At 65.5% G+C, this 26,631-nt stretch carries 28 protein-coding genes; 7 read left to right on the top strand and 21 right to left on the bottom strand.

Annotated elements, in window-relative coordinates:
* The first annotated feature begins 85 nt into the window (after nt 1–85).
* Together NUU27_RS11240 and NUU27_RS11235 are read left to right on the top strand one after the other, a co-directional pair.
* The gene (locus NUU27_RS11240) at nt 86–883 is read left to right on the top strand and encodes a protein-disulfide reductase DsbD domain-containing protein (protein ID WP_257762192.1); all 798 of its coding nucleotides are present in this window, start codon (nt 86–88) and stop codon (nt 881–883) included.
* Between the two features lie 45 nt (nt 884–928).
* Nucleotides 929–1,414, top strand: a complete 486-nt coding sequence (locus NUU27_RS11235) for a peroxiredoxin (RefSeq protein WP_257762191.1) — start codon at nt 929–931, stop codon at nt 1,412–1,414.
* A 130-nt stretch (nt 1,415–1,544) separates the two neighbouring features.
* Here the strand turns inward: NUU27_RS11235 and rnhA are convergent, their stop codons facing one another.
* The 11 genes from rnhA to coxB all read right to left on the bottom strand — a co-directional run bounded on the left by rnhA (nt 1,545) and on the right by coxB (nt 10,607).
* Complete coding sequence (rnhA, locus tag NUU27_RS11230; protein ID WP_257762190.1) at nt 1,545–1,988, bottom strand: ribonuclease HI; 444 nt, start codon at nt 1,986–1,988, stop codon at nt 1,545–1,547.
* On the bottom strand, nt 1,985–2,953 hold the full coding sequence (locus tag NUU27_RS11225) for a homoserine kinase (RefSeq protein ID WP_257762189.1): 969 nt from the start codon (nt 2,951–2,953) through the stop codon (nt 1,985–1,987). Before NUU27_RS11225 ends, rnhA begins: the two co-directional genes overlap by 4 nt.
* A gap of 1 nt (nt 2,954) precedes the next feature.
* Nucleotides 2,955–3,968 carry a 4-hydroxy-3-methylbut-2-enyl diphosphate reductase gene (gene ispH / locus NUU27_RS11220; protein ID WP_257762188.1) on the bottom strand — a complete coding sequence of 338 codons (1,014 nt, stop codon included), beginning with the start codon at nt 3,966–3,968 and terminating at the stop codon, nt 2,955–2,957.
* A gap of 52 nt (nt 3,969–4,020) precedes the next feature.
* Complete coding sequence (locus tag NUU27_RS11215; RefSeq protein WP_257762187.1) at nt 4,021–4,767, bottom strand: SURF1 family protein; 747 nt, start codon at nt 4,765–4,767, stop codon at nt 4,021–4,023.
* Nucleotides 4,764–5,189: a DUF983 domain-containing protein gene (locus NUU27_RS11210; RefSeq protein ID WP_257762186.1), complete on the bottom strand. Its 426-nt coding sequence runs from the start codon at nt 5,187–5,189 to the stop codon at nt 4,764–4,766. The genes NUU27_RS11215 and NUU27_RS11210 overlap by 4 nt, the downstream gene beginning before the upstream one ends.
* 176 nt (nt 5,190–5,365) lie before the next feature.
* The gene (locus tag NUU27_RS11205; RefSeq protein WP_257762185.1) at nt 5,366–6,250 is read right to left on the bottom strand and encodes a cytochrome c oxidase subunit 3; all 885 of its coding nucleotides are present in this window, start codon (nt 6,248–6,250) and stop codon (nt 5,366–5,368) included.
* Between the two features lies 1 nt (nt 6,251).
* Nucleotides 6,252–6,866 carry a cytochrome c oxidase assembly protein gene (locus NUU27_RS11200; RefSeq protein ID WP_257762184.1) on the bottom strand — a complete coding sequence of 205 codons (615 nt, stop codon included), beginning with the start codon at nt 6,864–6,866 and terminating at the stop codon, nt 6,252–6,254.
* Nucleotides 6,867–6,876: 10 nt separating this feature from the next.
* Complete coding sequence (locus tag NUU27_RS11195; RefSeq protein ID WP_257762183.1) at nt 6,877–7,032, bottom strand: hypothetical protein; 156 nt, start codon at nt 7,030–7,032, stop codon at nt 6,877–6,879.
* A 4-nt stretch (nt 7,033–7,036) separates the two neighbouring features.
* Nucleotides 7,037–7,978 carry a heme o synthase gene (locus NUU27_RS11190; protein ID WP_257762182.1) on the bottom strand — a complete coding sequence of 314 codons (942 nt, stop codon included), beginning with the start codon at nt 7,976–7,978 and terminating at the stop codon, nt 7,037–7,039.
* A gap of 74 nt (nt 7,979–8,052) precedes the next feature.
* Nucleotides 8,053–9,705 carry a cytochrome c oxidase subunit I gene (gene ctaD / locus NUU27_RS11185; RefSeq protein ID WP_257762181.1) on the bottom strand — a complete coding sequence of 551 codons (1,653 nt, stop codon included), beginning with the start codon at nt 9,703–9,705 and terminating at the stop codon, nt 8,053–8,055.
* Between the two features lie 41 nt (nt 9,706–9,746).
* Nucleotides 9,747–10,607 carry a cytochrome c oxidase subunit II gene (gene coxB / locus NUU27_RS11180; RefSeq protein WP_257762180.1) on the bottom strand — a complete coding sequence of 287 codons (861 nt, stop codon included), beginning with the start codon at nt 10,605–10,607 and terminating at the stop codon, nt 9,747–9,749.
* A gap of 509 nt (nt 10,608–11,116) precedes the next feature.
* Here coxB and NUU27_RS11175 point away from each other — a divergent pair.
* Nucleotides 11,117–11,587 carry an invasion associated locus B family protein gene (locus NUU27_RS11175; protein ID WP_257762204.1) on the top strand — a complete coding sequence of 157 codons (471 nt, stop codon included), beginning with the start codon at nt 11,117–11,119 and terminating at the stop codon, nt 11,585–11,587.
* Nucleotides 11,588–11,728: 141 nt separating this feature from the next.
* Nucleotides 11,729–13,147 (top strand): metalloprotease TldD, encoded by a 1,419-nt coding sequence (gene tldD / locus NUU27_RS11170; RefSeq protein WP_257762179.1) that lies wholly within the window; start codon nt 11,729–11,731, stop codon nt 13,145–13,147.
* A gap of 18 nt (nt 13,148–13,165) precedes the next feature.
* Here the strand turns inward: tldD and NUU27_RS11165 are convergent, their stop codons facing one another.
* On the bottom strand, nt 13,166–13,378 hold the full coding sequence (locus NUU27_RS11165) for a hypothetical protein (protein WP_257762178.1): 213 nt from the start codon (nt 13,376–13,378) through the stop codon (nt 13,166–13,168).
* Nucleotides 13,379–13,640: 262 nt separating this feature from the next.
* On the opposite strand from NUU27_RS11165, the gene NUU27_RS11160 reads away from it, so the two are divergent.
* The gene (locus NUU27_RS11160) at nt 13,641–13,874 is read left to right on the top strand and encodes a hypothetical protein (RefSeq protein ID WP_257762177.1); all 234 of its coding nucleotides are present in this window, start codon (nt 13,641–13,643) and stop codon (nt 13,872–13,874) included.
* A gap of 135 nt (nt 13,875–14,009) precedes the next feature.
* Here the strand turns inward: NUU27_RS11160 and NUU27_RS11155 are convergent, their stop codons facing one another.
* The 7 genes from NUU27_RS11155 to NUU27_RS11125 form a co-directional block, all read right to left on the bottom strand.
* Nucleotides 14,010–15,251, bottom strand: coding sequence for a class I SAM-dependent RNA methyltransferase (locus tag NUU27_RS11155; RefSeq protein WP_257762176.1), 1,242 nt, complete (start codon nt 15,249–15,251; stop codon nt 14,010–14,012).
* Entirely contained in the window at nt 15,248–15,979 is a 732-nt protein-coding gene (locus NUU27_RS11150; protein ID WP_257762175.1) for a TlyA family RNA methyltransferase, read from the bottom strand. The genes NUU27_RS11155 and NUU27_RS11150 overlap by 4 nt, the downstream gene beginning before the upstream one ends.
* A 5-nt stretch (nt 15,980–15,984) precedes the next feature.
* On the bottom strand, nt 15,985–17,901 hold the full coding sequence (gene dxs / locus NUU27_RS11145; protein WP_257762174.1) for a 1-deoxy-D-xylulose-5-phosphate synthase: 1,917 nt from the start codon (nt 17,899–17,901) through the stop codon (nt 15,985–15,987).
* Nucleotides 17,902–18,048: 147 nt separating this feature from the next.
* Nucleotides 18,049–18,300, bottom strand: coding sequence for an exodeoxyribonuclease VII small subunit (locus NUU27_RS11140; RefSeq protein WP_257762173.1), 252 nt, complete (start codon nt 18,298–18,300; stop codon nt 18,049–18,051).
* A gap of 3 nt (nt 18,301–18,303) precedes the next feature.
* On the bottom strand, nt 18,304–19,230 hold the full coding sequence (locus NUU27_RS11135) for a histone deacetylase family protein (RefSeq protein WP_257762172.1): 927 nt from the start codon (nt 19,228–19,230) through the stop codon (nt 18,304–18,306).
* A 188-nt stretch (nt 19,231–19,418) separates the two neighbouring features.
* Complete coding sequence (ilvD, locus tag NUU27_RS11130) at nt 19,419–21,254, bottom strand: dihydroxy-acid dehydratase (RefSeq protein WP_257762171.1); 1,836 nt, start codon at nt 21,252–21,254, stop codon at nt 19,419–19,421.
* A gap of 317 nt (nt 21,255–21,571) precedes the next feature.
* Complete coding sequence (locus NUU27_RS11125; RefSeq protein WP_257762170.1) at nt 21,572–22,177, bottom strand: TetR/AcrR family transcriptional regulator; 606 nt, start codon at nt 22,175–22,177, stop codon at nt 21,572–21,574.
* Between the two features lie 119 nt (nt 22,178–22,296).
* Here NUU27_RS11125 and NUU27_RS11120 point away from each other — a divergent pair, with 119 nt between their 5' ends.
* Nucleotides 22,297–23,517 (top strand): MFS transporter, encoded by a 1,221-nt coding sequence (locus tag NUU27_RS11120; protein ID WP_257762169.1) that lies wholly within the window; start codon nt 22,297–22,299, stop codon nt 23,515–23,517.
* Between the two features lie 145 nt (nt 23,518–23,662).
* On the opposite strand, the gene ribB is transcribed toward NUU27_RS11120, so the two are convergent.
* Both ribB and aroC read right to left on the bottom strand, forming a co-directional pair.
* Nucleotides 23,663–24,763, bottom strand: coding sequence for a 3,4-dihydroxy-2-butanone-4-phosphate synthase (gene ribB, locus NUU27_RS11115; protein ID WP_257762168.1), 1,101 nt, complete (start codon nt 24,761–24,763; stop codon nt 23,663–23,665).
* 134 nt (nt 24,764–24,897) lie between these two features.
* The gene (gene aroC, locus NUU27_RS11110) at nt 24,898–25,995 is read right to left on the bottom strand and encodes a chorismate synthase (RefSeq protein ID WP_257762167.1); all 1,098 of its coding nucleotides are present in this window, start codon (nt 25,993–25,995) and stop codon (nt 24,898–24,900) included.
* Between the two features lie 387 nt (nt 25,996–26,382).
* Between aroC and NUU27_RS11105 the strand changes: the two genes are divergently transcribed.
* On the top strand, nt 26,383–26,631 hold the full coding sequence (locus NUU27_RS11105; RefSeq protein ID WP_257762166.1) for a DUF1344 domain-containing protein: 249 nt from the start codon (nt 26,383–26,385) through the stop codon (nt 26,629–26,631).

Here is a 26,631-nt window from a genome sequence, read left to right as displayed (position 1 = left end):
TTATCGTGGGAGCTTCACGCATTTATGAAGCAATCCTGGCCGGGGTTGCGTTGATCTCGCCACAAAGGATCGGCAATGTCTGCCCATGAATAGCCATGTCGCCCTGATCCTGCCGCTGCTGGCGGCTTCCCCGTCCTTTGCCGCTTCCAGCCAATGGCAGAGCAGCGAAGGCGGCTCCGTGCGCCTCGTCACCTCCGGCCTGCCGGATGCCCAGGGTCGCCTGCGCGGTGCGCTGGAGATAAACCTCAAGCCCGGCTGGAAAACCTATTGGCGCAACCCCGGCGCCTCGGGCATCCCGCCGGAGATCGACCTGTCGCGCAGCCCCCACATCACCGCGGCGGAAATCCGCTTTCCAGCCCCCGAGCGCGTGCACGACGGGGAGACCGTCTGGGCAGGCTACAAGCACTCGGTCCGCCTGCCCGTCACCTTCACCCTCGATCAGGCAGATGCGGTGACGCTCATCGATGCCGATGTCCTGCTCGGCATCTGTGAGACCATCTGCATCCCCTTCCAGGCCTCGTTCGTCTTCGATCCCGGCGCCGACCCGGACAACCAGAGCGATGCCTTCACGGTGGAGATGGCTCACGCCGCGCTCCCCGCTCCGGCCGACGACATGTTCGGCATCACCGGCCTCGAGCTGCAGGACGGGGTGCTTGTCGTCGAGGCGCATCTGCCCGCCGGCGCGGACCGGCCCGAGCTCTTCATCGACCACGAGAAGCCCTATCTTTTCGGAACGCCGGTTCTTTCCAGCTTCGACGGGGGCGTGGCGGAATTCGCTGTTGAAATCTTCGCAAGTCCCGGCCAGGCCCTTGCGGAGAGCTGGCTGAACTATACCCTCTCGAGCGGCGGGCGGGCCGTCGAAGGGAAGTTTCAGATTCGCTGACAAGTACCTATAACAATTTCTCTTTTTGCATCAGGAGTATAGTCAATGCACATTTCCGTAGGCGATCGCATTCCCGCAGCCCCGCTCAAGCAGGTCAGTTCCGAAGGAGCCAAGGACGTCGCCGCCCCCGATTTCTTCGCCGGCCGCAAGATCGTTCTTTTCGGGGTGCCGGGTGCCTTCACGCCGACCTGCAGCAACAGCCACCTGCCGGGCTTCGTGGAGAATGGCGATGCGATCCGGGCGCGCGGCGCCGACGGCATCGCCGTCGTCTCCGTCAACGATCATTTCGTCATGCGGGCCTGGGCCGGTTTCACCGGCGCTGAGGATCAGCTGATCTTCCTGTCCGACGGTAACGGCGACTTCACGCGCGCGCTCGGCCTCGACATCGACTTGTCGAAGGGTGGGCTCGGCAGCCGCTCCAAGCGCTACTCGATGATCGTCGACGACGGTACCGTCACGGCGATCAACGTCGAGGAGAATCCCGGCGAGGCCGTCACGAGCGGCGCGGCGCGCATTCTCGAGCAGCTCTGACGCTTCAGCGCCGGATGCGAAAATCCGGCGGGCACGCCGTGCGTCCTTTTGGGTGCACAGCGCGCCCGTCTTTTGCTCCTGGCATTTATGCGGACGTCAGGTGATTCCACCTGACTGCAAAATGCACGGCCTATCTCTTCTTCTTGAAGGGTTCCATGCCGGCGCGCGCCAGCGCGTCGGCTCTTTCGTTTTCCGGGTGCCCGGCGTGCCCCTTGATCCAGTGCCACCTGATCTTGTGGCGCCGCCGCGCCTCGTCCAGCGCCTGCCACAGCTCGGCATTCTTCACCGGCTTCCTGGCGGCCGTCTTCCAGCCATTGCGCTTCCAGCCCTCGATCCAGCCGGAGATGCCGTCGCGCACATAGACGCTGTCGGTGTAGAGATCGACATCGCACGGGCGCTTCAACGCGTTGAGCGCGTTGATCGCCGCCATCAGCTCCATGCGGTTGTTGGTGGTGTCCGCCTCGCCGCCGGACAGCTCCTTCTCGACGCCGTTGTGGCGCAGCAGCGCACCCCAACCACCCGGCCCCGGATTGCCCGAACAGGCTCCGTCGGTAAAGATCTCGACGCTGGTCACCGAAGTCCGATCCCGTATTCCGAAGGGGCGCCAATCTGGCGATGGAAGCGCAGCCGGCGCACATATTCCATCGGGTCGCGCTTGTTCACCAGCGCTCCGTCGGGAATGGTCAGCCAGTCGTAGAGCCGGGTCAGCATGAAGCGCAGCGCCGAGCCGCGCGCCAGGATCGGCAGGGCGGCAACCTCGCCGGCTTCAAGAGGCCGCACCTCCTGATACCCCTCCAGCAGCGCCGTCCCCTTGGTGAGGTTGTATGACCCGTCCTTCTCGAAGCACCACGCATTCAGGCAGGTGGCGATGTCATAGGCCAGAAGGTCGTTGCAGGCGAAATAGAAGTCGATGATGCCGGAGACTTCGCCGCCGAGGAAGAACACATTGTCCGGGAAGAGATCGGCATGGATGATGCCGGCCGGCAGATCACGCGGCCAGGACTGCGCCAGCACCTCCAGATCGGCCTCGACCTCGGCGCTCAGCCCTTTCTCCACCTCGTCGGCACGCGGCCTGGCCTTGTCCCAGAGCTCGCGCCAGCCATCGAGCGTCAAAGCGTTCTGCCGCGACAGCGCAAACCCGCGTGCCGCCAGATGCATCTGCGCCATCGCACGGCCGACCTGGCGGCAATGCTGCGGCGTCGGACGCCGGATCCACATGCCCTCCAGGAAAGTGATGAGGGCAGCCGGGCGGCCGGCGATCTCGCTGACCACCTCACCGTCGCGCCGGCGCACCGGCAGCGGACAGCTCACGCCGTGCCGTGCCAGGTGCTCCATCAGCCCGAGGAAGAACGGCAGGTCGGCCCGGTCGACACGTCGTTCGTAGAGCGTCAGGATGTAGGCCGCCTGCGACGTGTGCAGCATGTAGTTGGAATTCTCCGACCCCTCGGCGATGCCCTTGTAGGAGAGCAGCTTGCCCGCGTCATAGGCTTCGAGCAGGGCTTCGAGTTCGATTTCCGAAATGTCGGTATAGACGGCCATTCTATGCGTTACCGTTGACAAAGGCCATGTCGGCGCTGGTCAGTTCCACGTCGCGCAAGGCGCGCATGACGGGAAAGTTCTCCGTCTCCTCGGCGGTCACGGCAAGATCGACCGTCACGTCATAGCGCTCGGCGAAGGCGTCGATGATCTCGTTGACGATGATCTCGGGCGCCGAGGCGCCGGCCGACAGGCCCAGCACCTTGGGCTCGCCGATCTCGTCCCATGGGATTTCCGAAGCGCGCTGCACCAGCAGGGAGCGCTTCGCCCCCGCCCGCTCCGCCACCTCAACCAGGCGGCGCGAGTTCGATGAATTGGGCGCGCCGACGATGAGGAAGAGATCGGCCCCCGGGGCCGCCATCTTCACCGCTTCCTGGCGATTGGTGGTGGCATAGCAGATCGATTCGGCGGCCGGCGCGTGCAGGTCCGGAAACCGCTCCTCCAGCGCGCGCAGGATATCGGCCGTATCCTCGACCGACAGAGTCGTCTGGCTGACGAAACCGAGCTCGCTGCCCGCCGGCGGGGTCAGCGCCATGGCCCCCTCGACCGTCTCGACGAGCGTTACCGCGCCGTCGGGAAGCTGTCCCATCGTGCCGATCACCTCGGGATGGCCGGCATGGCCGATCAGCAGCACGTGCCGGCCGAGGCGGTGGTGGCGCATCGCCTGCTTGTGCACCTTGGAGACGAGCGGGCATGTGGCATCGAGATAGAAGAGGTTGCGCGTCTCGGCGTCGGCCGGCACCGATTTCGGCACGCCGTGCGCCGAAAAGACCACGGGACATTGGCGATGCTCGGCAGGAATCTCGTCGAGTTCCTCGATGAACACCGCCCCACGCTCCTGCAGCCCCTCGACCACGTAGCGATTGTGGACGATCTCGTGCCGGACATAGACCGGCGCGCCGTACTTCTTGAGCGCCAGGACGACGATCTGAATCGCGCGGTCGACACCGGCGCAGAAACCGCGCGGCCCGCAAAGCCGTATCGTCAGTTTCTTTCGGGGCATGTCCGCAGCAGCCATGGTCACGTGTCCTTTGTTCGTGCCGCGAAATGGAGGCGATGAGGCGAAGATGTCAAGAGCGGCGGCGGTCGCGCCACCACCAGACCGCCAGGACCGCGCACAAAGCCACCGCCAGACCATACCAGGTGATCGCGTATTGCAGGTGGCTGTTGGGCAGGTCGATGAGCGTCACGCCGCCGATCGGCAGCCCGCCCGGATTCGGCGTGTCGTCGGCATCCACGTAGAAGGGCAGCACCTCGCTCGGTTGCGGCAGGCCGGCCGTCGCCGCCATCGCGCCCAGGTCCTTCCAATAGAAGATGTTCTTCGCCGGGTCGTTTTCCGGGACGATGAAGGACGGCTTTTCCTGCGGCGCACGCCGCGCCAGGCCGGTGACGCGCACACCGCCGACAATCTGCCCCTCGCCTCGCGTCTGCTGTTCCTTGCGATCGAAAGGCACGAAGCCGCGGTTGACGAAGATGTAGCGGCCGTCGGCGAGGCGCAGCGGCGTGTGGACGAAATAGCCCGACTCGCCCTTCCAGGTGGCAAAGTAGTGCCGCTCCCCATCATGGGTGAAGGCACCGCTCACCTCGACCGGCCGATAGTCGACGTCGCCGGTCTCGGCATAGACGCGTTCCATCGCCTCCAGGTTTGCAGGCTCGGCGGCGATGCGTTCCTCGATGCGCTCGATCAGGGCCTCTTTCCACTGCAGGCGCTTCACCTGCCAGGTGCCGAGCGCCAGAAGCACCGCCAGCACGAGCACGCTGAGCAGCAGGAGCAGCCAGGTCGTGGCAGGCCTCAAGGCGCTGCGTGTTTCCGTCATGGATGGTCGAGTTTCCCTTCGGCAGCCTTGTTCCGGTATTGCAGGGCGATCAGCAGCCCCTTGATGAGGCGCAGCGCCGTCAGCGCGAGCACCAGCGTCAGCGGGATCCACAAGAGGAAATGGACCCAGAGCGGCGGCGACAGCGTCACCTCCATCCACAGGGCCAGCCCGACGACGATGAAGCCGATGATCAGGATGACGAACACCGCGGGGCCATCACCGGCATCGGCGAAGCCGTAATCGAGCCCGCAATTGCCGCATCTCCTGCCGACCGTCAGGAAGCCGGAGAAGAGCCGCCCCTCCCCGCAGCGCGGGCAACGCCCGCCGAGACCGGCCGAGACGGGATCGACCGGCGGCCAAAGAGCCTGATCCTCTCCCCCGTTCGGGCTCGGACCCGCATTGCCTTCCTTGTCGTCGGTCATATGGACCCGCTTCCCTGTCGTCTGCCGGTATCGCCGGCCGTGGTATCACAGCCGTGCCCACCGGTCGACGCCGCGCGATGCCGCAGGAGGTTTATTACCAGGCAAGGTGGGACGGCCTTGCCGCAAAGAAAAACGGCCGGGTCTCCCCGGCCGTTCTGCAAGATCGCAAGGCTTGATCAGCCGTGGGCGATGGTGGCGCCGGCCGAAGCCCACACATAGATGAAGGTGAACAGGAAGAGCCACACCACGTCGACGAAGTGCCAGTACCAGGCAGCCGCCTCGAAGCCGAAATGCTGCTTCGGCGTGAAATCGCCGGCCATGGCGCGCAACAGGCAGACGAGCAGGAAGACGGTGCCGATGATGACGTGGAAACCGTGGAAGCCCGTCGCCATGAAGAAGGTGGCGCCGTAGATCGATTCGGAGAACTGGAACGGCGCGTGCATGTACTCGTAAGCCTGCACGAAGGAGAACAGGACGCCGAGCGCCACGGTCAGCACGAGGCCCCAGACCAGGCCCTTGCGGTCGTTCTCGAGCAGCGCATGGTGCGCCCAGGTCACCGTCGTTCCCGACAGAAGCAGGATGATCGTGTTGTAGAGCGGCAGGTGGAAGGGATCGAGCACCTCGACGCCATGCGGCGGCCATACGCCCCCGGTGAACTCGGTGCGCGCCACCTGCGGCCCGTCGGCCGGGAACAGGCTGGCGTCGAAGAACGCCCAGAACCAGGCCACGAAGAACATCAGCTCGGAGGCGATGAACATGATCATGCCGTAGCGCAGATGCAGCGAGACGACGCGCGTGTGGTGCCCCTCATGCGCTTCCTTGATCGTGTCGGCCCACCAGGAATACATGGTGAAGAGCACGATGAAGAGGCCGATCACGAACAGCCAGAAATTGGTCGCGGCAAGGTCGATGCCGAAGATCGAGAACTCGGCGCCGTTGGCAGCCTTCATCCAGGCGATGCCGCCGATGGCCATGATGAGCGCGCCGAAAGACCCCAGGAAAGGCCAGGGGCTCGGATCGATGATGTGGTAGTCGTGGTGTTTTGCGTGCGCGTCGGCCATGTCAGCCCCCGAGATTGTCGTTCTGATTTGCGTTGCTGTTGGGCGCGGCGGCAACCGGCGCCTTCTTCTCAAGCGGGAAGAATGTGTAGGAAAGCGTTATCGTCTTCAGGTTCTTAAGCTCCGGCACCTTCACGATCTCCGGGTCGACAAAGAATACGACGGGCATGTCATAGGACTCGCCCGGTTGCAACTCCTGTTCGGTGAAACAGAAGCATTCCACCTTGTTGAAATAGGCGCCTGCACGCGCCGGCGAGACGTTGAAGGTCGCCGTCCCGGAGGTCGCCTTGTCGGAAAGGTTGCGCGCCATATAGGAGATCTGCTTGGTCTCGCCGATGCGCATCGTCACCTCGCGCTGCACCGGCTCGAATTCCCACGGAACGCCGTTGGTGTTGGCGTCGAAGCGCACGGTGATCGTCTGGTCGAGAATCGTGTCCGAATACTGCTCGACGCGCTGTGTCGTGCCGCCATAGCCGGTGACCTGGCAGAAGAGCTGGTAGAGCGGCACCGCCGCATAGGCCATGCCGACCATGCCGCCGACCAGGGCAAGGCAAAGGATCGCCGCGTTGCGGTTCCTGCTGCTTGCCTCTGCGGCCTTTTTGGTCTGCTCGTCGCTCATCGCCGAACCTCTACATTGCACGGTCGAACAGGGACGGCCCGAGCTTCACCAGGCTGCCGACATAGACGATCACCACGAAGGCGGCCAGCGCCAGGGCGATGGCGACGGACCGCTTGCGCCGCGCCTTGAGCTGCGCCTCCGTCGGCTTGATGTAATCCTGCTCCATCCGCTCAGCCTCCAAGGAGCCCGAAGCTCGCCGCCAGACGGTCGGCCAGCAAGGCGGTGAAGATTGCGAAGAGATAGAGCAGCGAATAGCCGAACAGCGCCTTCGCCGGCTTCATGGACCGATCGTCCTGCGGCATCTTGAGAACGCGCCAGGAATACCAGACGAAGCCCGCGCCGAGCCCCGCGGCGACCGCGCCATAGGCAAGGCTCGCAAAGCCGGCCCACACCGGCAGCACGCCGCTCGCCGCCAGCAGCAGCGCATAGATGAAGATCTGCTTCTTGGTCGCGGCATGTCCGGCGACGTTCGGCAGCATCGGGATGCCCGCGCGCTCGTAGTCGGAGGACTTGAAGAGGGCCAGCGCCCAGAAATGGGGCGGCGTCCACAGGAAGATGATCAGGAACAGGATCAGGCTCTCGAGGCTCACCGTTCCCGTCACAGAGGCCCAGCCGACGACCGGGGGCAGCGCGCCGGCGGCGCCGCCGATGACGATGTTCTGCGGCGTCGAGCGCTTCAGCCACATGGTGTAGATGACTGCGTAGAAGAAGATGGTGAAGGCGAGCAGCGCGCCGGCGACCCAGTTCGCCATCAGGCCGAGCATCATGACCGACAGAAACGACAGAATCAGCCCGAAGGAGAGCGCCTCGCCCGGCGTCACGCGCCCGGACGGCACCGGCCTCTTGGCGGTGCGGCTCATGACGGCATCGATGTCGGCATCGTACCACATGTTGAGGGCGCCGGAGGCGCCAGCGCCGACGGCAATGGCGGCGATCGCGATGAGCGCCAGGAAGGGATTGGGTGTGGCCGGCGCCATGGCCAGGCCGACGAAGGCGGTGAACACGACCAGCGACATGACGCGCGGCTTCAAAAGCGCGATGAAATCGCCCGGCTGCGCCTCGGAGAGGCGATAGCCAGCGTCATCCAGATGCTTCTGTTCGACCAGCGCCATGTTCAGCCTTCTGCTTCATTGACATCGGCCGCGCGTCGGGCGCGCGGCCTGTTGTTGAAATATCTGCCCGCCGATCAGCGAATCTTGGGCAGCTGTTCCCACTGGTGGAACGGCGGCGGCGAAGAAAGCTGCCATTCCAGCGTCGTGGCGCCCTCGCCCCACGGGTTGGCGCCGGCCGGGCGCTTCTTGGCGAAGGCCTCGAACACGCCGAACAGGAACACCAGGACACCGATGGCCGCCAGGTAGGAGCCGTAGGACGACACCATGTTCCAGCCGGCAAAGGCGTCCGGGTAATCGATGTAGCGGCGCGGCATGCCGGCCAGACCCAGGAAGTGCTGCGGGAAGAAGATGACGTTCACGCCGATGAAGGTGATCCAGAAGTGGATGCGGGCGATGAACGAGTTGTACATGTAGCCCGTCATCTTCGGGAACCAGTAGTACCAGGCCGCGAAGATGGCGAACACGGCACCCATCGACAGCACATAATGGAAGTGCGCGACGACGTAGTAGGTGTCGTGCATGGCCCGGTCGAGGCCGGCATTGGCAAGCTGCACGCCCGTCACGCCACCGACGGTGAACAGGAAGATGAAGGCGATCGCCCACAGCATCGGCGTGCGGAACTGGATGGCGCCGCCCCACATGGTGGCGATCCACGAGAAGATCTTCACGCCGGTCGGCACCGCGATGACCATCGTCGCGAAGACGAAGTAGCGCTGCGTGTCGAGCGACAGGCCGGTCGTGTACATGTGGTGCGCCCACACGATGAAGCCGACCGCGCCGATGGCGACCATCGCGTAGGCCATGCCGAGATAGCCGAAGATCGGCTTGCGCGAGAAGGTCGACACGATGTGGCTGATGATGCCGAAGCCCGGCAGGATCAGGATGTACACCTCGGGATGGCCGAAGAACCAGAAGAGATGCTGGAACAGGATCGGATCGCCGCCGCCTTCGGGGGCGAAGAAGGTCGTGCCGAAGTTGCGGTCGGTGAGAAGCATGGTGATGCCACCCGCCAGCACCGGCAGGGAGAGCAGCAGCAGGAAGGCCGTGATCAGCACCGACCAGGCGAACAGCGGCATCTTGTGCAGGGTCATGCCCGGCGCGCGCATGTTGAAGATGGTGGTGATGAAGTTGATGGCGCCGAGGATCGACGACGCACCGGCGATGTGGATCGACAGGATCGCCAGGTCCATGGCCGGTCCGGGCTGGCCGGAGGTCGACAGCGGCGGATAGATCGTCCAGCCGCCGCCCGTGCCGAAGCCGCCGGCGGGGCCGGGAACGAACAGCGACATGAGCAGCAGGATGAAGGCCGGCGGCAGCAGCCAGAACGAGATGTTGTTCATGCGCGGGAACGCCATGTCCGGCGCGCCGATCATGATCGGCACCATCCAGTTGGCAAAGCCGCCGATCAGCGCCGGCATGACCATGAAGAAGATCATGATGAGGCCGTGCGCCGTGGTGAACACGTTGAACATGTGCTTGCCGGCATCGAGCGCCGCATCGCCCTCGAAACCGTAGACCATGGCCGCCAGGCCGTGGAAGATCTGGATCCCCGGCTCTGCCAGCTCCCAGCGCATCATGACGGACAGGAAGCCGCCGATGACGCCCGCGCAAATGGCGAAGATCAGATAGAGCGTGCCGATGTCCTTATGGTTGGTGGAATAAACCCACCGGGTCCATCCGGTCGGCTTGTGTTCGCCATGGGCGTCATGGGTTGCAGCGCCTGCCATTTCCTACCGCTCCATTTCCTCTCTCGAACGTCTGCGGGCAATCACTGCCCGGCAGACGCGACTTTCGTTTTTGCCTCGATCGCAGCCATCAGCGCCCTGTTGGCGCCGGCAAGGTCATCGCGGGCGGCCGCGATCCAGGTGTCATATTGGTTCTTTGCCACGACGCGGATGGCGATCGGCATGAAGGCGTGGTCCTTGCCGCACAGTTCGGAGCACTGGCCATAGTAGAGGCCTTCCTTCTCCGCCTTGAACCAGGTCTCGTTGATGCGACCAGGCACCGCGTCCACCTTCACGCCGAAGGCCGGCATGGCGAAGGCATGGATCACGTCGCTCGCGGTGACCAGCACACGCACGGTCGTGTCGACCGGCACGACGATCTCGTTGTCGACGGCGAGAAGACGCGGATACTCGCCCTTGTCCTCCTTGCCGGCGGTGGCGCGGTCGCCTTCCTGCAGCATCAGCGAGGTGAAGGAGAGCGGCTCGTCGAACTGGTATTCGTAGTCCCAGTACCACTGCACGCCGGTCGCCTTGATCGTCAGCTCGGGCTCCTCGCTCGGCGTGTACTGGGCCGTCAGAAGCTGGAACGACGGCACCGCCAGGAACAGAAGCACGATCACCGGCCCGACGGTCCACAGCACCTCGATCAGCGTGTTGTGGCTGGTGCGCGACGGCGTCGGGTTGGCGCTGGCGCGGAAACGCAGGATGCACCAGGCAAGCAGGAGCATGACGAGAATCGTGATCGGAACGATGAACCACAAGGTGTACTGCTCGAACCAGGTGATCTCGTGCATGATGCCAGTGGCGGCCGGTTGGAACCGGTACTGCCAAGGCTCGGGCTGCGCAGCGAAGGCGCCCGTTGCGAGAAATGGCAGAGTGGCAAGGCCAACAGCGATATTCTTCATAACCCTCGTCATCTCCCGTGGCGATACGGCAAAGCCGGCGGAACCGATTTTGCCGCAAAGGGAATTCTGGCTTTTTATGGCGCGTTCAAACCATACTCTCATCTGAACCGCAAGAAAGGCGTTCGATGCCGCATGCGGCATTTTTGCGCCCCGGCGGACCGCCCCAAACGGCTGATGTCCATCCGTTTGGAAAAGTCGGCCCACCGGCTATCGGTCCGGTGGAAAGACTTTTCCAGACAGATGACACCATCTGTCCGGATCGCACCACCAAGCCCGGCTCATAACGCCGAGACTTGCACCCGCGCAATAGCACAAAATGCGAGACCGTCCCATTTCCGTCGGAATCGCCCGAAATTGTTCACGACGAACCTGAGTGAACAGGTTTTTCCGACCATTGCCGACACAATCCCTTTTCGGCGAGAGCCAACGCAGGATAAATTGCCCTGATTCGTCCGGGAGCAGGAAGCATGACCATGTCTTTCGTAACACGTGCAGCGCTCGCGCTCGCCATGACCGTCCTTCCCGCCATGAGTGCCGGCGCGCAGCAGAGCGGCACGGTCCGCTCCACCCATGGTGCCTGGTCGATCCTGTGCGACACGCCGGCCGGCGCTTCCAGCGAGCAATGCGCGATGATGCAGAACGTCGTCGCCGAGGACCGTCCGGAAATGGGCTTGTCCGTGGTCGTGCTGAGAACCGCCGACGGCAAGGCGGAGATCCTGCGCGTGCTGGCGCCGCTCGGCGTCCTGCTGCCCAATGGCCTCGGCCTCAATGTCGATGGCAAGGACATCGGTCGGGCCTATTTCGTGCGCTGCTTCCAGGACGGCTGCTATGCGGAGGTGATCCTCGAGGAGCAGCTCATCAACACGCTGAAGACCGGCGAAGCGGCCACCTTCATCGTCTTCCAGACGCCGGAGGAAGGCATCGGCATCCCGGTCGACCTCAATGGTTTCGCCGAGGGCTTCGACGCTCTGCCGCGGTAACGCATTTTACGTCCGTCAGGCTTGCGGCGGGGCAAGGCAGGCGCCGACCGCTTCGCATCGCGCCGCCACCGGATCGGCCACCACTGGATCGAAAGCGCGTTCCTTCCTAAATGAGGAAGGACGTTTCGACAGGATAGCTTCATGACCGCCAAATCGCTTCTGGACGCCTTCGACTGCTCTGCCGACCGGCTGAAGGGCATCGTCGCCGACACTATTCACGGCGCCGATGACGGGGAACTGTTCCTCGAATACCGGGAAGGGGAAGCGCTCGTCTTCGACGACGGGCGGCTGAAGACGGCGAATTTCAACACCGACCAGGGATTCGGTCTGCGCGCCGTGGCGGGCGAGGCCACCGGCTATGCCCATTCGAGCGACCTTTCCGAGGCTGCCCTGCGGCGTGCCGCCGATGCCGTCTCAGCCGTCAAGGGCGGCTATGCGGGCACGCTCGCCGCCGCACCCTCGCGGACGAATCAGCGGCTTTACGGCGAAGACAATCCGATCGCCGATCCAGGTTTCGAGGCGAAGGCCAGGCTCCTGCAGGAGATCGACGCCTGGCTGAGGGCAAGGGACCCGCGTGTCCGTCAGGTCACCGCCTCGCTGGCCGCCTCGTGGCAGCATGTGGAGATCCTGCGCGCCGACGGCCAGATCGCCCGCGACATCCGCCCGCTGGTGCGCATGAACGTCTCCGTCATCGTCGGCGAAGGCGACCGGCAGGAAACCGGATCCTACGGCATGGGCGGACGCAAGAGCTTTGGCGAGTTCCTGGCCGAGGACTCCTGGCAATTCGCCGCCGGCGAAGCGCTGCGCCAGGCGCTGGTCAACCTTTCGGCCGTCCCCTCGCCGGCCGGCACCTTCGACATCGTGCTGGCCAATGGCTGGCCGGGCGTCATGCTGCACGAGGCCGTCGGCCACGGGCTCGAAGGCGATTTCAACCGCAAGAAGACCTCCGCTTTCGCCGGGCTGATGGGGCAGCAGGTGGCTGCGAAGGGCGTCACCGTCGTCGACGACGGCACGATCCTCGAGCGGCGCGGCTCGCTGACCATCGACGACGAGGGAACGCCGTCGGCGCACAATGTACTGATCGAGGACGGCAAGCTGGTCGGCTACATGCAGGACCGCCAGAACGCCCGCCTGATGGGCATGCGCCCGACCGGCAACGGGCGGCGCGAATCCTACGCCCATGAGCCGATGCCGCGCATGACCAACACCTATATGACCGGCGGCGACACGGCGCCCGAGGAGATCATCGCCTCGGTGAAGAAAGGCATCTACGCCGTCTCTTTCGGCGGCGGCCAGGTGGACATCACCTCCGGCAAGTTCGTGTTCGGCTGCACCGAGGCCTACCTGATCGAAGACGGCAAGGTGACCCAGCCGGTGAAGGGCGCAATGCTGATCGGCAACGGGCCTGACGCCATGCACCGGGTCTCCATGGTCGGCAACGACATGAAGCTCGACAACGGCATCGGCATGTGCGGCAAGGCCGGCCAGGGCGTACCCGTCGGTGTCGGCCAGCCGCATCTGAGGATGGACCAGATGACGGTGGGCGGCACGCGGACGTAAGGGCGTCCGGGTCCCGTGTCAGCTCCGGTTGGAGACGACGCCGAAATCCTGCGATTTCTCGCCGCCCTGCGCGCTCAGGAACCCTTCCGCCAACAACCCTCGCCGTAAAAGCTCCCGCACGGCTGCGGCCCTGCTCGGCATTCTGTTTTCGAAGCGAAAATTGTCGATTGCACGCAGCTCTTCTGCGTTGAGCATGACCTGCAGCCGTTCACCACGCTCGCTCTCGGACATTCACAGCACCACTGGAGGCTTCGCCAAGCGAAGAAGTTGATTGAGTAAGTTGCTAACTATTCGGCTGTGACGGTAACTCTGTCAAGACAGTAAGTGTCTGACCTCTCGCCTCTTGCGGAAGCGGCAAGCTATGAGGCGCCGGGGCACGATGACAATAATGCTAACTATTTGTATTTATTTTATTTTTTCTAGAATTTCATTGATCGCGCAGCGCAAAGCTGAAATACTGGTGTAGGGTCGGGATCGGTTAAAAGGTGTAGCCATGCCTATGCGTGCTGCCATTGCAGCGAACGGAATTTTCGGTCCTGATGAAATCGACCTTCTGGGGCGCGTTTTCGCCCGTGCCCGGCACTTCGCCGGTACCCCGCAGCAGGAAGAGGCGCTGGCGCTCGAGATCATCGAGATATTCCGCTCGGGAGTGACCGACGAAGAAGCGATCCTGGAGATGCTGGGCCGGTCGCGCAGGACCGGCGCCGCATACATTGGCGCGCCCTAGACCGATTCATCGTTTCATGGAAACGTTGCCCGTTCCATCTCATTGTTTTTCCGCATCTATGCGGTCATCAGGTGATTCTGCCTGACGGCAGAATGCTCCAGGCATGGCCCCCGCGTGGCACCGACGCCCGCGCCTTCAGCAACGGCCGGTCCGTTCCAGCAGGGCCACCGCCTCCACATGCGGTGACCACAGGAACTGGTCGATGGGCACCACCACCCTCACCCGATAGCCGCCTTCGCAAAGGATCGCCAGGTCACGCGCCAACGTGCCCGGATTGCACGAGACGGCCGCCACGCGGGGAATGCCGGAGGCGGCGATCTGCCGGCACTGGGCTTCGGCGCCGGCGCGCGGCGGATCGAAGACGAGGCCGTCGAAGGCGGCGAGTTCCTTCGCCGTCAGCGGCCGGTGGAAAAGATCGCGCTTTTCCGCGGTCACGGGCTTCAGGGCCGGCCATTGTCGCGCCGCCCGATCGAGCGCGGCAAGCGCCGCCGCATCCCCTTCGACGGCATAGACGCGCCCACGCCTTGCCAGGCGCAGGGCGAAGGTGCCGCTGCCGGCAAAGAGATCCGCGACATGCCCGGCGCCTTCGAGATGCGTCTCGACAAGTCCGGCCATCGCCGCTTCGGCGCCGGCGGTCGCCTGCAGGAAGCCGCCTGGCGGGAGGATGACCGGCACGTCGCCGAACAGCACCGTCGGCTGGCGCGCCTCGACGACGACCTCGCCATCGACGGTCAGGCGCGCGAACCCCTTGGCCAGAGTGCAATCGACGGCCGCACGGCGCTGTTTCGCGCCCAGCCGGCCGGAACCCTCCACGGCGATGTCGAGCCCGGTTGCGGTGGCCGTTACCGCCATGTGGAACGCCTTCGGCGTCGCAGCGACGACTTTTGCGAGATCCCGCAGCGCATCGAGGGCGGCGACAATCTCCGGGACTGCAACGGGACAATCTTCGATGGCGACGATGCGGTGCGACTGCGCCGCGTTGAAGCCGAGCACGACGCCGGCGCCGAGCCGGCGCGCCGAAAGCATCACGCGGCGGCGCGATGCCGGCGGGCAAGCGGCGAGCGACGCCACATCCGCCGCGATGCCGCGCGCGGCAAGCACCCGCACCAGCTTGTCACGCTTCCATTCACTATAAGCACCCGCCTCCAGATGCTGCGCCGCGCAGCCACCGCACTCGCCGAAATGGCGGCAGACAGGCTTCACCCGCTGCGGCGCGGCCGCCTGCAGCTCCACCTTCTGCGCGCGGCCCTTCTGCACCAGCGCCTCGACCGTCTCTCCCGGCAGGGCGAACGGCACGTAGACGGGACCCGAGGGGGTCTCGGCGATCCCGTCGCCCTGCGCGCCGAGACGGTCGATCAGCAGCGTCTGGCGCGTCATGCCTTTTGTCCCGCCAGCAGAAATTCGCGATTGCCGTCGCCGCCCTCGATGGGAGAGGCGGCCAGCCCGACGGCCCGCCATCCTTCGTTCGTCTCCAGCCAGGCATGCAGGTCGGCGGCGATGGCCTCTGCCTGCTGCGGGTCGCGCAGCAGACCGCCCTTGCCGATCGCCTGGCGCCCCGCCTCGAACTGCGGCTTGACCAGAAAGACGCCCCGGGCACCCGGCGCCGCCAGCGACAGGGCCGGCGGCAGCGCCAGCTTCAGGGAAATGAAGCTGACGTCCGAGACGAGGAAATCCGGCCTGCGGCCACCCATCGCGTCGAGCGTCAGGTGGCGCGCGTTGACGCCCTCGAGCGAGGTGACGCGCGGATCCTCGCTGACTCGCGGGTCCATCTGGCCGCTGCCCACGTCGATGGCCGTCACATGCCTTGCGCCGCGCTCCAGAAGCACCTGCGTGAAGCCGCCGGTCGAAGCGCCGATGTCCAGCGCCTCCGCACCGGTCGGGTCGAGGCCGAAGAGGTCGAGCGCGTGCTTGAGCTTCAGCGCCGCGCGCGAGACATAGCCGCTGGCGGGATCGTCGACCGTGATTCCTGCATCACCGGAAACCGTCTGCCCGGGCTTCCTCGCCGGCTTTCCGTCGACCGACACCGTGCCCCGCAGGATCGCGTCGCGGGCGCGGGCCCGGCTGTCGAACAGACCGCGCTCGACGAGGACCTGATCGAGCCTCATGAGGGTCAAGCGCGCGCGACGCGCTCGGCACGCCCGCCCAGCGCGACGAACACGGTGCGCACGATCGCCGCCGCGTCGAGGCCGGCATCCTCCACCATCCGTTCCGGCTTGGCGTGGTTGACGAAGCGGTCCGGCATCGCCATCGGGCGCACCCTGAGGCCGGTTTCGAGCAATCCCTCATGCGCCAGGAAATGCAGCACATGCGAACCGAAGCCGCCGATCGAGCCCTCTTCGATGGGAATCAGCACCTCGTGCTCGCGCGCCAGCCTGCGGATCAGCTCCTTGTCGAGCGGCTTGGCGAAGCGCGCATCGGCAACCGTGGTCGAGAGCCCCGCGGCGTCCAGCTCCTCAGCGGCCTTCAGGCAGTCCTGCAGCCGTCCGCCGAGCGACAGGAGCGCCACCTTCGTGCCCTCGCGCAGGATGCGCCCCTTGCCGATCGCCAGAACCTCGCCGCGCTCCGGCAGATCGACGCCGACGCCGTCGCCGCGCGGATAGCGGAAGGCGATGGGGCCGGCATCGTGCACGGCGGCGGTGCGCACCATGTGGCGCAGTTCCGCCTCGTCGGCCGCCGCCATCACCACCATGTTCGGCAGGCTGGCAAGAAACGTGACGTCGAAGGCCCCGCAATGGGTCGGCCCGTCGGCGCCGACGAAGCCGGCCCGGTCGATGGCGAAACGCACCGGAAGGTTCTGCAGCGCCACGTCGTGCACCACCTGGTCATAGGCACGCTGCAGAAAGGTGGAGTAGATCGCCGCGAAGGGTCGCAGCCCCTCGGTCGCCATGCCGGCGGCGAAGGTCACCGCGTGCTGCTCGGCGATGCCGACGTCGAAGGTGCGCTGCGGAAATTCCTTGCCGAACAGGTCGAGCCCGGTCCCGGACGGCATGGCGGCGGTGACGGCGACGATGCGCTCGTCCTCGCGCGCCTCGGTGATCAGCGACTGGGCGAACACCTTGGTGTAGCTCGGCGCGTTGGCCGGTGCCTTGGCCTGCGCGCCGGTGATGACGTCGAATTTGTTGACGCCGTGATACTTGTCCTCGGCGGCCTCTGCCGGCGGGTAGCCCTTGCCCTTCTTGGTCACCACATGGATCAGCACCGGGCCGTTGCCATTGTCGCGCACGTTCCTCAGCACCGGCACGAGGTGCTTCAGATTGTGGCCGTCGATGGGGCCGATGTGGAAGAAGCCCATCTCCTCGAACAGCGTGCCGCCGGTCACGTAGCCGCGCGCATGCTCCACCGCCCGCGTCACGGCTCGGTCGACGCCCTTGCCGAGATAGGAGGTGAGCTTCTTGCCGAGCTCGCGCACGCCCTGATAGGTGCGGCCGGAGGCGAGCCGCGCCAGATAGGCGCTCATGGCTCCCTGGGGCGGGGCGATCGACATGTCGTTGTCGTTGAGGATGACGATCAGCCGCGCGTCGAGCGCACCGGCATTGTTCATCGCCTCATAGGCCATGCCGGCCGACATCGCCCCGTCGCCGATGACAGCGATCACGTTGCGCTTGCGGCCCGCCAGGCCATGCGCCACCGCCATGCCGAGGCCGGCGGAGATGGAGGTCGAGGAATGCGCCGTGCCGAACGGGTCATATTCGCTTTCAGAACGCTTGGTGAAACCGTAGAGGCCGCCCTCCTGGCGCAGCGTGCGGATGCGGTCGCGGCGGCCGGTGATGATCTTGTGCGGATAGGCCTGATGCCCGACATCCCAGATCAGCCGGTCGTCCGGCGTGTCGAACACATAGTGCAGCGCCACCGTCAGCTCGACCACGCCGAGGCCGGCGCCCAGATGGCCGCCCGTCCTGGAGACGGCGTCGATCAGCTCGGCGCGCAACTCGTCGGCGAGCCGCGGCAACGCGTCCTCGGAAAGGCGTTTCAAGTCGCTCGGATGGACGACCGTGTCGAGAAGGGGTGTGTCGGGTGGCGATTTCACGCGCCTCACCTCGGCTGTTGGCTGTCACCCGACATAGGACTTCGGGCGATCAAAGTAAATCTGGCGCGGCGTCGCGGAGAGGCTGGGGTCACCCCCGCTCCGTGGACGGCCGGGCAGCCCGATGAGACGCGGCGCGGACGCTGCCCCTCAACCCTCGTCGAGGGGCTCGCTGCCCGTCGGCTGGCCCTCGCGCGACAGGCGGATCTTCTCCACCTTGTCCTCGGCCGCCTTCAGGAGGCGGTCGCAATGCTTCTTCAGCGCCTCGCCGCGCTCATAGATCCTGATCGACTGATCGAGCGGCACGTCGCCGCGCTCCAGATCCTCGACGATCTTCTCCAGCGCCTCGAGCGCCTGCTCGAAGCTCATGGCCCTGATGTCGTTGTTGGCGTCCTCGGCCATCTCTCATCCCTTCATCAAGCGGCCGACATGGGCGGCGACCGAAGCGGAAAGTCCCTGCAGGTCGTAGCCACCTTCAAGGAGGCTGACAAGGCGCCCCTGTGACAAACGGTCGGCCTTCTCCAGCAGCACGCCCGTCGCCCAGTCGAAATCGTGAGCCTCCAGATTGATCTCGGCCAAAGGATCGCGCCAATGCGCGTCAAAGCCGGCAGAGATGATGATCAGGTCCGGGGCGAATCGGTCGAGCGCCGGCAGAACCAGCGTGTCGAAAGCCTCGCGGAAGGCATCCGAACCGGAGCCGGGCGGCAGCGGCGCGTTGACGATGTTGCCGGCGCCGGTCTCCTCGCGTGCGCCGCTGCCGGGATAGAGCGGCATCTGATGCGTCGAGCAATAGAGCACGGAGGGATCGTCCCAGAAGATGTCCTGCGTGCCGTTGCCGTGATGCACGTCCCAGTCGACGATGGCGATACGTTCGGCCCCATGCCTCTGCTGCGCGTGGCGGGCGGCGATGGCCGCGTTGTTGAACAGGCAGAAGCCCATCGCCCGGTTCCTCTCGGCGTGATGGCCGGGTGGGCGGGCGGCGACGAAGACATTGCCGGCGGCGCCGGAAAACACGTCGTCGACGGCGGCCGTGGCGCCGCCGACGGCGAGCAGCGCCGCCTCCAGGCTCTTCGGACTGACGGTGGTGTCCTCGTCGATGCGCGCCAGCCCCTCCTCGGGGATAGCCGCCTTCACCTTGTCCAGATGGCTTTGCGGATGTGCGTGCAGCACCGCCGCCTCGTCGGCGCGCGGCGCCTCCAGCCGTTCCAGATAGGCGAAGGGCTCGTCATCGAGCGTATCGACGACGACGCGCAACCGGTCCGGCCGCTCGGGATGGCCGGGCGGCGTCAGGTGCTCGCGGCACAGGCGGTGCGTGTAGAAACGGGTCTTCATTTCGGATATCGCCACCCCTGACCTTTTGGTGCATCGGCCTCGCAAGCCGATGCCGGTTTTCGAACAAGCCGAAGCGCTCGACGCGAGCGAACACGGCCCTTATGTCAGTTTAAGGACCGGACCGTGGCTTGGCCATGGTGCCGGTCGATCTGGAGCATGTGCGTCGACGGGGCTCCGCGAACAGCGCGTCATTCCGGCAGGATGCGAACCGCCCCTTTGTCGGCGGATGCGGCAAAGGCGGCGTAGGCTTTCAGAGCCGTGGTCACGTTGCGCTTGCGCGGGGCGGCGGGCTTCCAGCCGAGCTTGTCCTGCTCGGCGCGGCGCGCCGCCAGCTCCTCGTCGGACACGGCAAGATTGATCGTCCGGTTGGGAATGTCGATCTCGATGACGTCGCCGTTGCGCACCAGGCCGATCGCTCCGCCCTGCGCCGCCTCGGGCGAGGCGTGACCGATGGAAAGCCCGGACGTGCCGCCGGAGAACCGCCCGTCGGTGACCAGCGCGCAGGCCTTGCCGAGGCCGCGCGACTTCAGGTAGCTGGTCGGATAGAGCATTTCCTGCATGCCCGGCCCGCCCTTGGGGCCCTCATAGCGGATCACCACCACGTCGCCCTCCTTCACCTCCTTGCCGAGAATGCCCTTCACGGCGGCATCCTGGCTCTCATACACCACGGCCGGGCCGGTGAATATCAGGATGGATTCGTCGACGCCCGCGGTTTTCACGATGCAGCCGTCGAGCGCGATGTTGCCTTTCAGCACCGCCAGGCCGCCGTCCCTGGAAAAGGGGTGGGCGGTGGAGCGGATCACGCCCTTCTCACGGTCGAGGTCGAGTTCGTCCCAGCGCGCATCCTGGCTGAAGGCGGTCTGGGTGGGGATGCCGCCCGGCGCCGCCTTGAAGAAATCGCGCACGCTCTCGCTGTCGGTGCGGTCGATCGCCCAGAGGTCGATCGCCTCGCCGATGGTGGACGCATGCACCGTCGGCGTGTCGCGGTGGATCAGCCCGCCTTCGTCGAGCTGACCGAGGATCGCCATGATGCCGCCGGCGCGGTGGACATCCTCCATATGCACGTCCTGCTTGGCGGGAGCGACCTTCGACAAGCAGGGCACGTTGCGCGACAGCGTATCGATGTCGTCCATGGTGAAGTCGATCCCGCCCTCATACGCCGCGGCGAGGATGTGCAGCACCGTGTTGGTGGAGCCACCCATCGCGATGTCGAGCGACATGGCGTTCTGGAAGGCCCGCTTGTTGGCCACATTGCGCGGCAGGACCGACGCGTCGTCCTCTTCATAGTAGCGCCTGGCGAGATCCACGACGAGGCGTCCGGCCTCGAGGAACAGCCGCTTGCGGTCGGCATGGGTGGCCAGCGTCGAGCCGTTGCCCGGCAGCGAAAGGCCGAGGGCCTCGGTCAGGCAGTTCATCGAATTGGCCGTGAACATGCCCGAGCACGACCCGCAGGTCGGGCACGCCGAGCGCTCGATGACCGCCACATCGGCATCGGAGATCTTCTCGTCGGCGGCGGCGACCATGGCGTCCACCAGGTCCAGCGCATGCGCCTTGCCGTTGAGAACGACCTTGCCGGCTTCCATCGGCCCGCCGGAGACGAAGATGGCGGGGATGTTCAGCCGCATCGCCGCGTTGAGCATGCCGGGCGTGATCTTGTCGCAATTGGAGATGCAGACCATGGCGTCGGCGCAATGGGCGTTGACCATGTATTCGACGCTGTCGGCGATGATCTCGCGCGAGGGCAGCGAATAGAGCATGCCGTCATGGCCCATGGCGATGCCGTCGTCCACGGCGATGGTGTTGAACTCCTTCGCGATGCCGCCCGCCACCTCGATCTCGCGTGCCACAAGCTGGCCGAGGTCCTTCAGATGGACGTGACCGGGAACAAACTGGGTGAAGGAATTGACCACGGCGATGATCGGCTTGCCGAAGTCGCCGTCCTTCACACCGGTGGCGCGCCAGAGGCCGCGGGCCCCTGCCATGTTGCGGCCATGGGTGGTTGTTCTCGAACGATAATCTGGCATTGGGCTGTCATCTTTCACTTAAATGTCGCTCTGAGCGAGAGCAGGGTCACCAGGACCATGTAGCCGAAGTTTCAGCGCACATAAACACCGGCGCGCGCAGGAGCCGCCACATTCATGAAAGCGGCTCCGGCAAACAAGAAAACTGTCACCCATCTATCCGGTTCGGCCAGCGGCCACCTCCCCCGCTCGACCGGGGAGAGGAAGCATCAGGCGGACTGCTTGGCGCCCTTCCTCTCCCCCGGGCAGTGGAGAGGTGGCCGCGAAGCAGTCGGAGTGGGGTGATGTGCGCCGCATCAACCCGAGCCCGACGGCGCTCGTCACAAGCGGTCGCGGCTCTGCGTCCGCAGCCCCTCGAGCAGCCTCTTGAAGGCCGCCACCGCCCGCTTCGACACGGCTGCGGGATCGTCGGCATTGGCGATCCACAGCGAGGCGTGAAGGCTGGCGCCGTTGATCATGCGCGCCGTCGCCTCCGGATCGGCCACGTCCGCCAGGCCGGCCTGCGCCAGTCTCGTCAGGCTCTGCGAAAGCGAGCGGATGCAGCCCGTCTGGTTCGGCCAGTTGTAGGGGTCGCCCAGCACCGCCGGCCCGTCTAGCAGCATGATGCGCTGGATCTCCGGCTCGAGGGCCATCTCGATATAGGCCACGCATTCGGCGACGAAGCCCTCCCAGGGGTCGGCATAGCTTGCCGAGATGACGTTGAGCCGTTCGCTCATCTCTGCGTCGACCTCAGCGATCACCGCCTGCAGAAGCCCTTCCTTGCCGCCGAAATGATGATACAGCGCGCCGCGCGTCAGGCCGGCTTCGGCGGTGAAATCGTCCATGGAGGCAGCGGCATACCCCACCGTGCCGAAGGCGTGGCGGGCGGCCGCCACCAGCTTGGCGCGGGTCTCGGCAATCATTTCGCTGCGTGGTTTGTGTGCCATCGGCTCCTCATTCACATACGCCACGTATATTAGTTTGACATACGCGACGTATGTCACTATCTGAGCAACATACGCCGCGTATGTAAACTCGATCTATCCCCTTATCAAGGATCGCTCCAATGCCTAACCCTTATCGCGAAATCTTCAAGGCGCCGGGCACCAAGGGATTCGCCGCCGCCGGCTTCCTCGCCCGGTTGCCGATCGCCATGGCACCGATCGGCATCGTCGCCATGCTGTCCCAGACGCATGGCGAATACTGGCTCGCCGGCGCCGTCTCGGCCACCTTCGCACTCACCAATGCCTTTCTCTCGCCGCAGATCTCCCGCCTCGTCGACCGGCGCGGCCAGGCGGCCATCCTGACGCCGGCCACGGCGCTCTCCGTCGCCGCTTTCCTGGTGCTGATCGCCGCCGCCAGACTGGACTGGCCCGCCTGGACCCTCTTCGCCGCGGCGCTGCCGGCGGCCTTGATGCCGAGCATTCCGGCCATGGTGCGGGCCCGCTGGACAGGCATCTTCCACGACAGGCCCGAGCTCAACACCGCCTTCGCCTTCGAGTCGGTCGCCGACGAACTGGTCTACATCGCCGGCGCGTCGCTCTCGGTGGGCCTCAGCGTGGCGCTCTTTCCGGAAGCGGGCATGCTCGTCAGCACCCTGTTCCTCGCCGTCGGCACGACCGCCTTCGTCGCGCAGCGCTCGACGGAGCCGCCCGTGCGCCCCGCCGACGACAGCTCCGCCGGCTCGGCGATCAGCCAGCGGCCCGTGCAGATCGTCACCCTCGCGCTGATCTTCGTCGGCGCCATTTTCGCCACGGCAGAGGTGAGTGCGGTAGCGATCACCAAGGAGCTCGGCCAGCCGGGCGCGGCGAGCCTCGTCATCGGCGTCTACGCCGTCGGCTCCTTCGTCGTCGGCCTGATCGTCGGTGCGCTGAACCTGAAGCTGCCCCTGCAGCGCCAGCTCGCCATCGCCGTCGCCATCATCGCGCTCACCACAGTGCCCCTGCTTTTCGCCGACACGGTGGCGCTGCTGGCCTTCGCCGTCTTCGTCAGTGGGATGGCGATCTCGCCGACCTTCATCACCGCTTTCGGGCTGATCGAGCGCCGCGTTTCGCCGACCATCCTGACGGAGGGCATCACCTGGGTGATGACCGGCATCGGCATCGGCATGGCGTTCGGCTCGTTCGCAGCCGGCTGGGTGGTCGATACTTACGGGCCGCAGAACGGCTTCTGGGTGTCGGTGGCAGCCGGTGCAGGCTCGTTCCTGACGGTGCTGTTCGGCCAGGGGAGCCTCGCCGGCGCGAGGGCCGGCACGCCGCCCGAAGCCCTGGCACAGCCGGCGGAGTGATTGCCGCCGCAGCGGGCCCCGGACAGCCGGGGCCTGCCTCCTTCCAGACCGGTTCATCGTTTCATGGAAACGTTGTCCCGTTTTATCTCTTTGTTTTTCCGCATTTATGCGGTCGTCAGTTGATTCCACCTGACCGCAGAATGCCCTAAACGATGTCGGTCGAGGCGATCTCGATGCCGAAGCCTTCCAGGCCCACATAGTGGCGTTCGCGCGAGGCCATCAGCTTGATCGAGGAAATGCCCAGGTCCTTGAGGATCTGCGCCCCGAGGCCGATCTCGCGCCACTCGCTCTCGCGCCGCAACGCCTCGTCGTGATCCTCGCGGCCCTCGCCGGCCGGGCGGCGGCGGTTCTGGTGGGCGACGCCCACCGAGCCCTCGCGCAGATAGACGAGAACGCCGCGGCCGAGCCCCGCCATCCGCGCCATCGCCTGTCGCAGGCGCTCCTCCTTGCCGAACACGTCGGCGACCACGTCCTCCGTGTGCAGCCGGACCGGGATGTCCTGGCCGTCGCGGATGTCGCCGAAGACGATCGCCAGGTGCTGCATCGCTTCCCAAGGCAGCGTATAGGCATGCGCCTTGGCCGGCCCAGAGGGCGTTTCGATGTCGAAGCTCGCCACCCGGTCGACCAGCGTCTCCTGGCGCTGGCGATAGGCGATCAGATCGGCGACGGAGACCTGCTTCAGCCCATGCTCCTCGGCGAAGGCCACGACCTGCGGGCCGCGCTTGACCGTGCCGTCGTCATTGACCAGTTCGCAGATGACGCCGATCGGCGGCAGGCCGGCAAGCCTGCACAGGTCGACCGCCGCCTCGGTGTGGCCCGAGCGCATCAGCACGCCCCCCTCGCGCGCGACCAGCGGAAAGATGTGGCCCGGACGCACGAAATCGCCGGGTCCGACATTGGGATTGGCAAGATTGCGCACGGTCAGCGTGCGGTCCTCGGCCGAGATGCCGGTGGTCGTGCCGTGCCTGAAATCGACGCTGACGGTGAAGGCCGTCGAATGCGGCGCATCGTTCTCGGCGACCATCGGCGCAAGGTTCAGGCGCCTCGCCTCCTGATGCGGCATCGGCGCACAGACGATGCCCGAGGTATGGCGCACGATAAAGGCCATCTTCTCCGGCGTGCAGTGCACCGCCGCAACGATCAGATCGCCCTCGTTCTCGCGCCCGTCATCGTCCATGACGACGACGATCTCGCCACGCTCGAAGGCGCGCAGGGCTTCGACGACTTTCTTTTGATCGTAAGGCATGGCTGGTTGGTCCGTTATTGTAGGTGAAGAGCGAATAGGGAGTAGCGAATAGCGAATAGAACTCATGTTCCCGGCGGTTTGGCAGTGCTCCTCACCGTATTCGCTATTCGCTACTCCCTATTCGCTCTATTCACTCATCTTCCCGTCTGCCCTCGATGGCGCAGATAGTGGTCGGCGATGGCACAGGCAAGCATCGCCTCGCCGATCGGTACGGCGCGGATGCCGACGCAGGGGTCGTGCCGCCCCTTGGTCAGCACATCCACGTCGTGCCCGTCCTTGTCGACGCTCCTGCGCGGCGTCAGGATCGACGATGTCGGCTTGACCGCGAAGCGCGCCACGATGGGCTCGCCGGTGGAAATCCCGCCCAGGATGCCGCCGGCATTGTTGCTCAGGAAATGCGGGCGGCCGTCATTGCCCATGCGCATCTCGTCGGCATTCTCCTCGCCCGTGATGCGCGCCGCCTCGAAGCCGTTGCCGATCTCCACGCCCTTGACGGCGTTGATCGACATCAGATTGGCGCAGATGTCCTGGTCGAGCTTGGCATAGATCGGCGCCCCGAGGCCCGCCGGAACCCCTTCCGCCACCACCTCGATCACCGCGCCGACGGAGGACCCCGCCTTGCGGATGCCATCGAGATAATCAGTGAAGACCGGCACAGAGGCCGGATCCGGCGTGAAGAACGGGTTGTCGGCGTGGCCGATGAAATCCCAATCCCAATTGGCGCGGTCGATCGCCTTGTCGCCCATGGCGACCAGCGCGCCGCGCACCGTCAGGCCCGGCACCACCTTGCGGGCGAGCGCGCCGGCGGCGACCCTCGTCGCCGTCTCGCGCGCCGAGGAGCGGCCGCCGCCTCGATAGTCCCTGAGGCCGTATTTGGCCTCATAGGTGAAATCGGCATGGCCCGGCCGGAAGCGCCGGGCGATCTCGCCGTAATCCTTTGAGCGCTGGTCGACGTTCTCGATAAGCATCGAGATCGGCGTGCCCGTGGTGGTCAGCGTGTCGCCGTCCTCCTCCGGCAGAACGCCCGACAGGATCTTCACCGCATCCGGCTCGCGGCGCTGGGTGACGAAGCGCGACTGGCCCGGCCGGCGCTTGTCGAGCTCGGCCTGGATCTCGGCCCGGGTGAAGCGGATGCCGGGCGGGCAGCCGTCGATCACGCAGCCGATCGCCGGCCCGTGGCTTTCGCCCCAGGTGGTGACACGGAACAGATGGCCGAAGGTGTTGTGCGACATGGACGGAACTCTTCTGCGGCGGACGAACCGGTTTTCCGAAAAGCCGGAACCGATCGCCCGCTTCTAGCGCATCGGCCCGAAAATCGGAACCGATTTTCGGAAAGCACGATGCGCAGATTCAAGGACTTACAGCGTCCTTTGTGTGTCCTGATGGACGCACGGCGCTGTAAAGCGGTTTGGCGCCTTGGGGAAACACCCGGCGGCGCACAAGTGCAACAGGGAAACCGCGTATCGCCCCGTAAGCAGAGGAAATCATCCGTGATGGCGCCTGGCGGCCGCGCCGTGTTGCGTTCCGCACCAGTTTTGACACATTCTGGCTGTTCTATCGACGGTATGATTCCGCGTCTCGAGCGCGCGCGATGAGCCTTTATCTGGGAGAGATAGCGAATGCGCATTGTTGCAGCAGCGGTGGTTTTATGTGCCCTTGTCTTTCCGGCTCTCGCCGCCGACGCAGAGGGCACGGTCACCAAGGTCGACCAGGAAAATCTGACGATCACGCTGGAGAACGGCCAGACCTACAAGCTGCCGGCCGAGATGGATGCCTCGGTCATCGAGCCCGGCATGGACGTGGTGATCGCCTATCGCGATGTCGAGAACGGCGAGAAGCAGATCACCGACATGGTCCTGCCCGAATAG

The organism is Nitratireductor sp. ZSWI3, from assembly GCF_024655565.1.
Classification (GTDB): domain Bacteria; phylum Pseudomonadota; class Alphaproteobacteria; order Rhizobiales; family Rhizobiaceae; genus Nitratireductor.
This window is presented reverse-complemented; position numbering and strand designations above follow the sequence as displayed.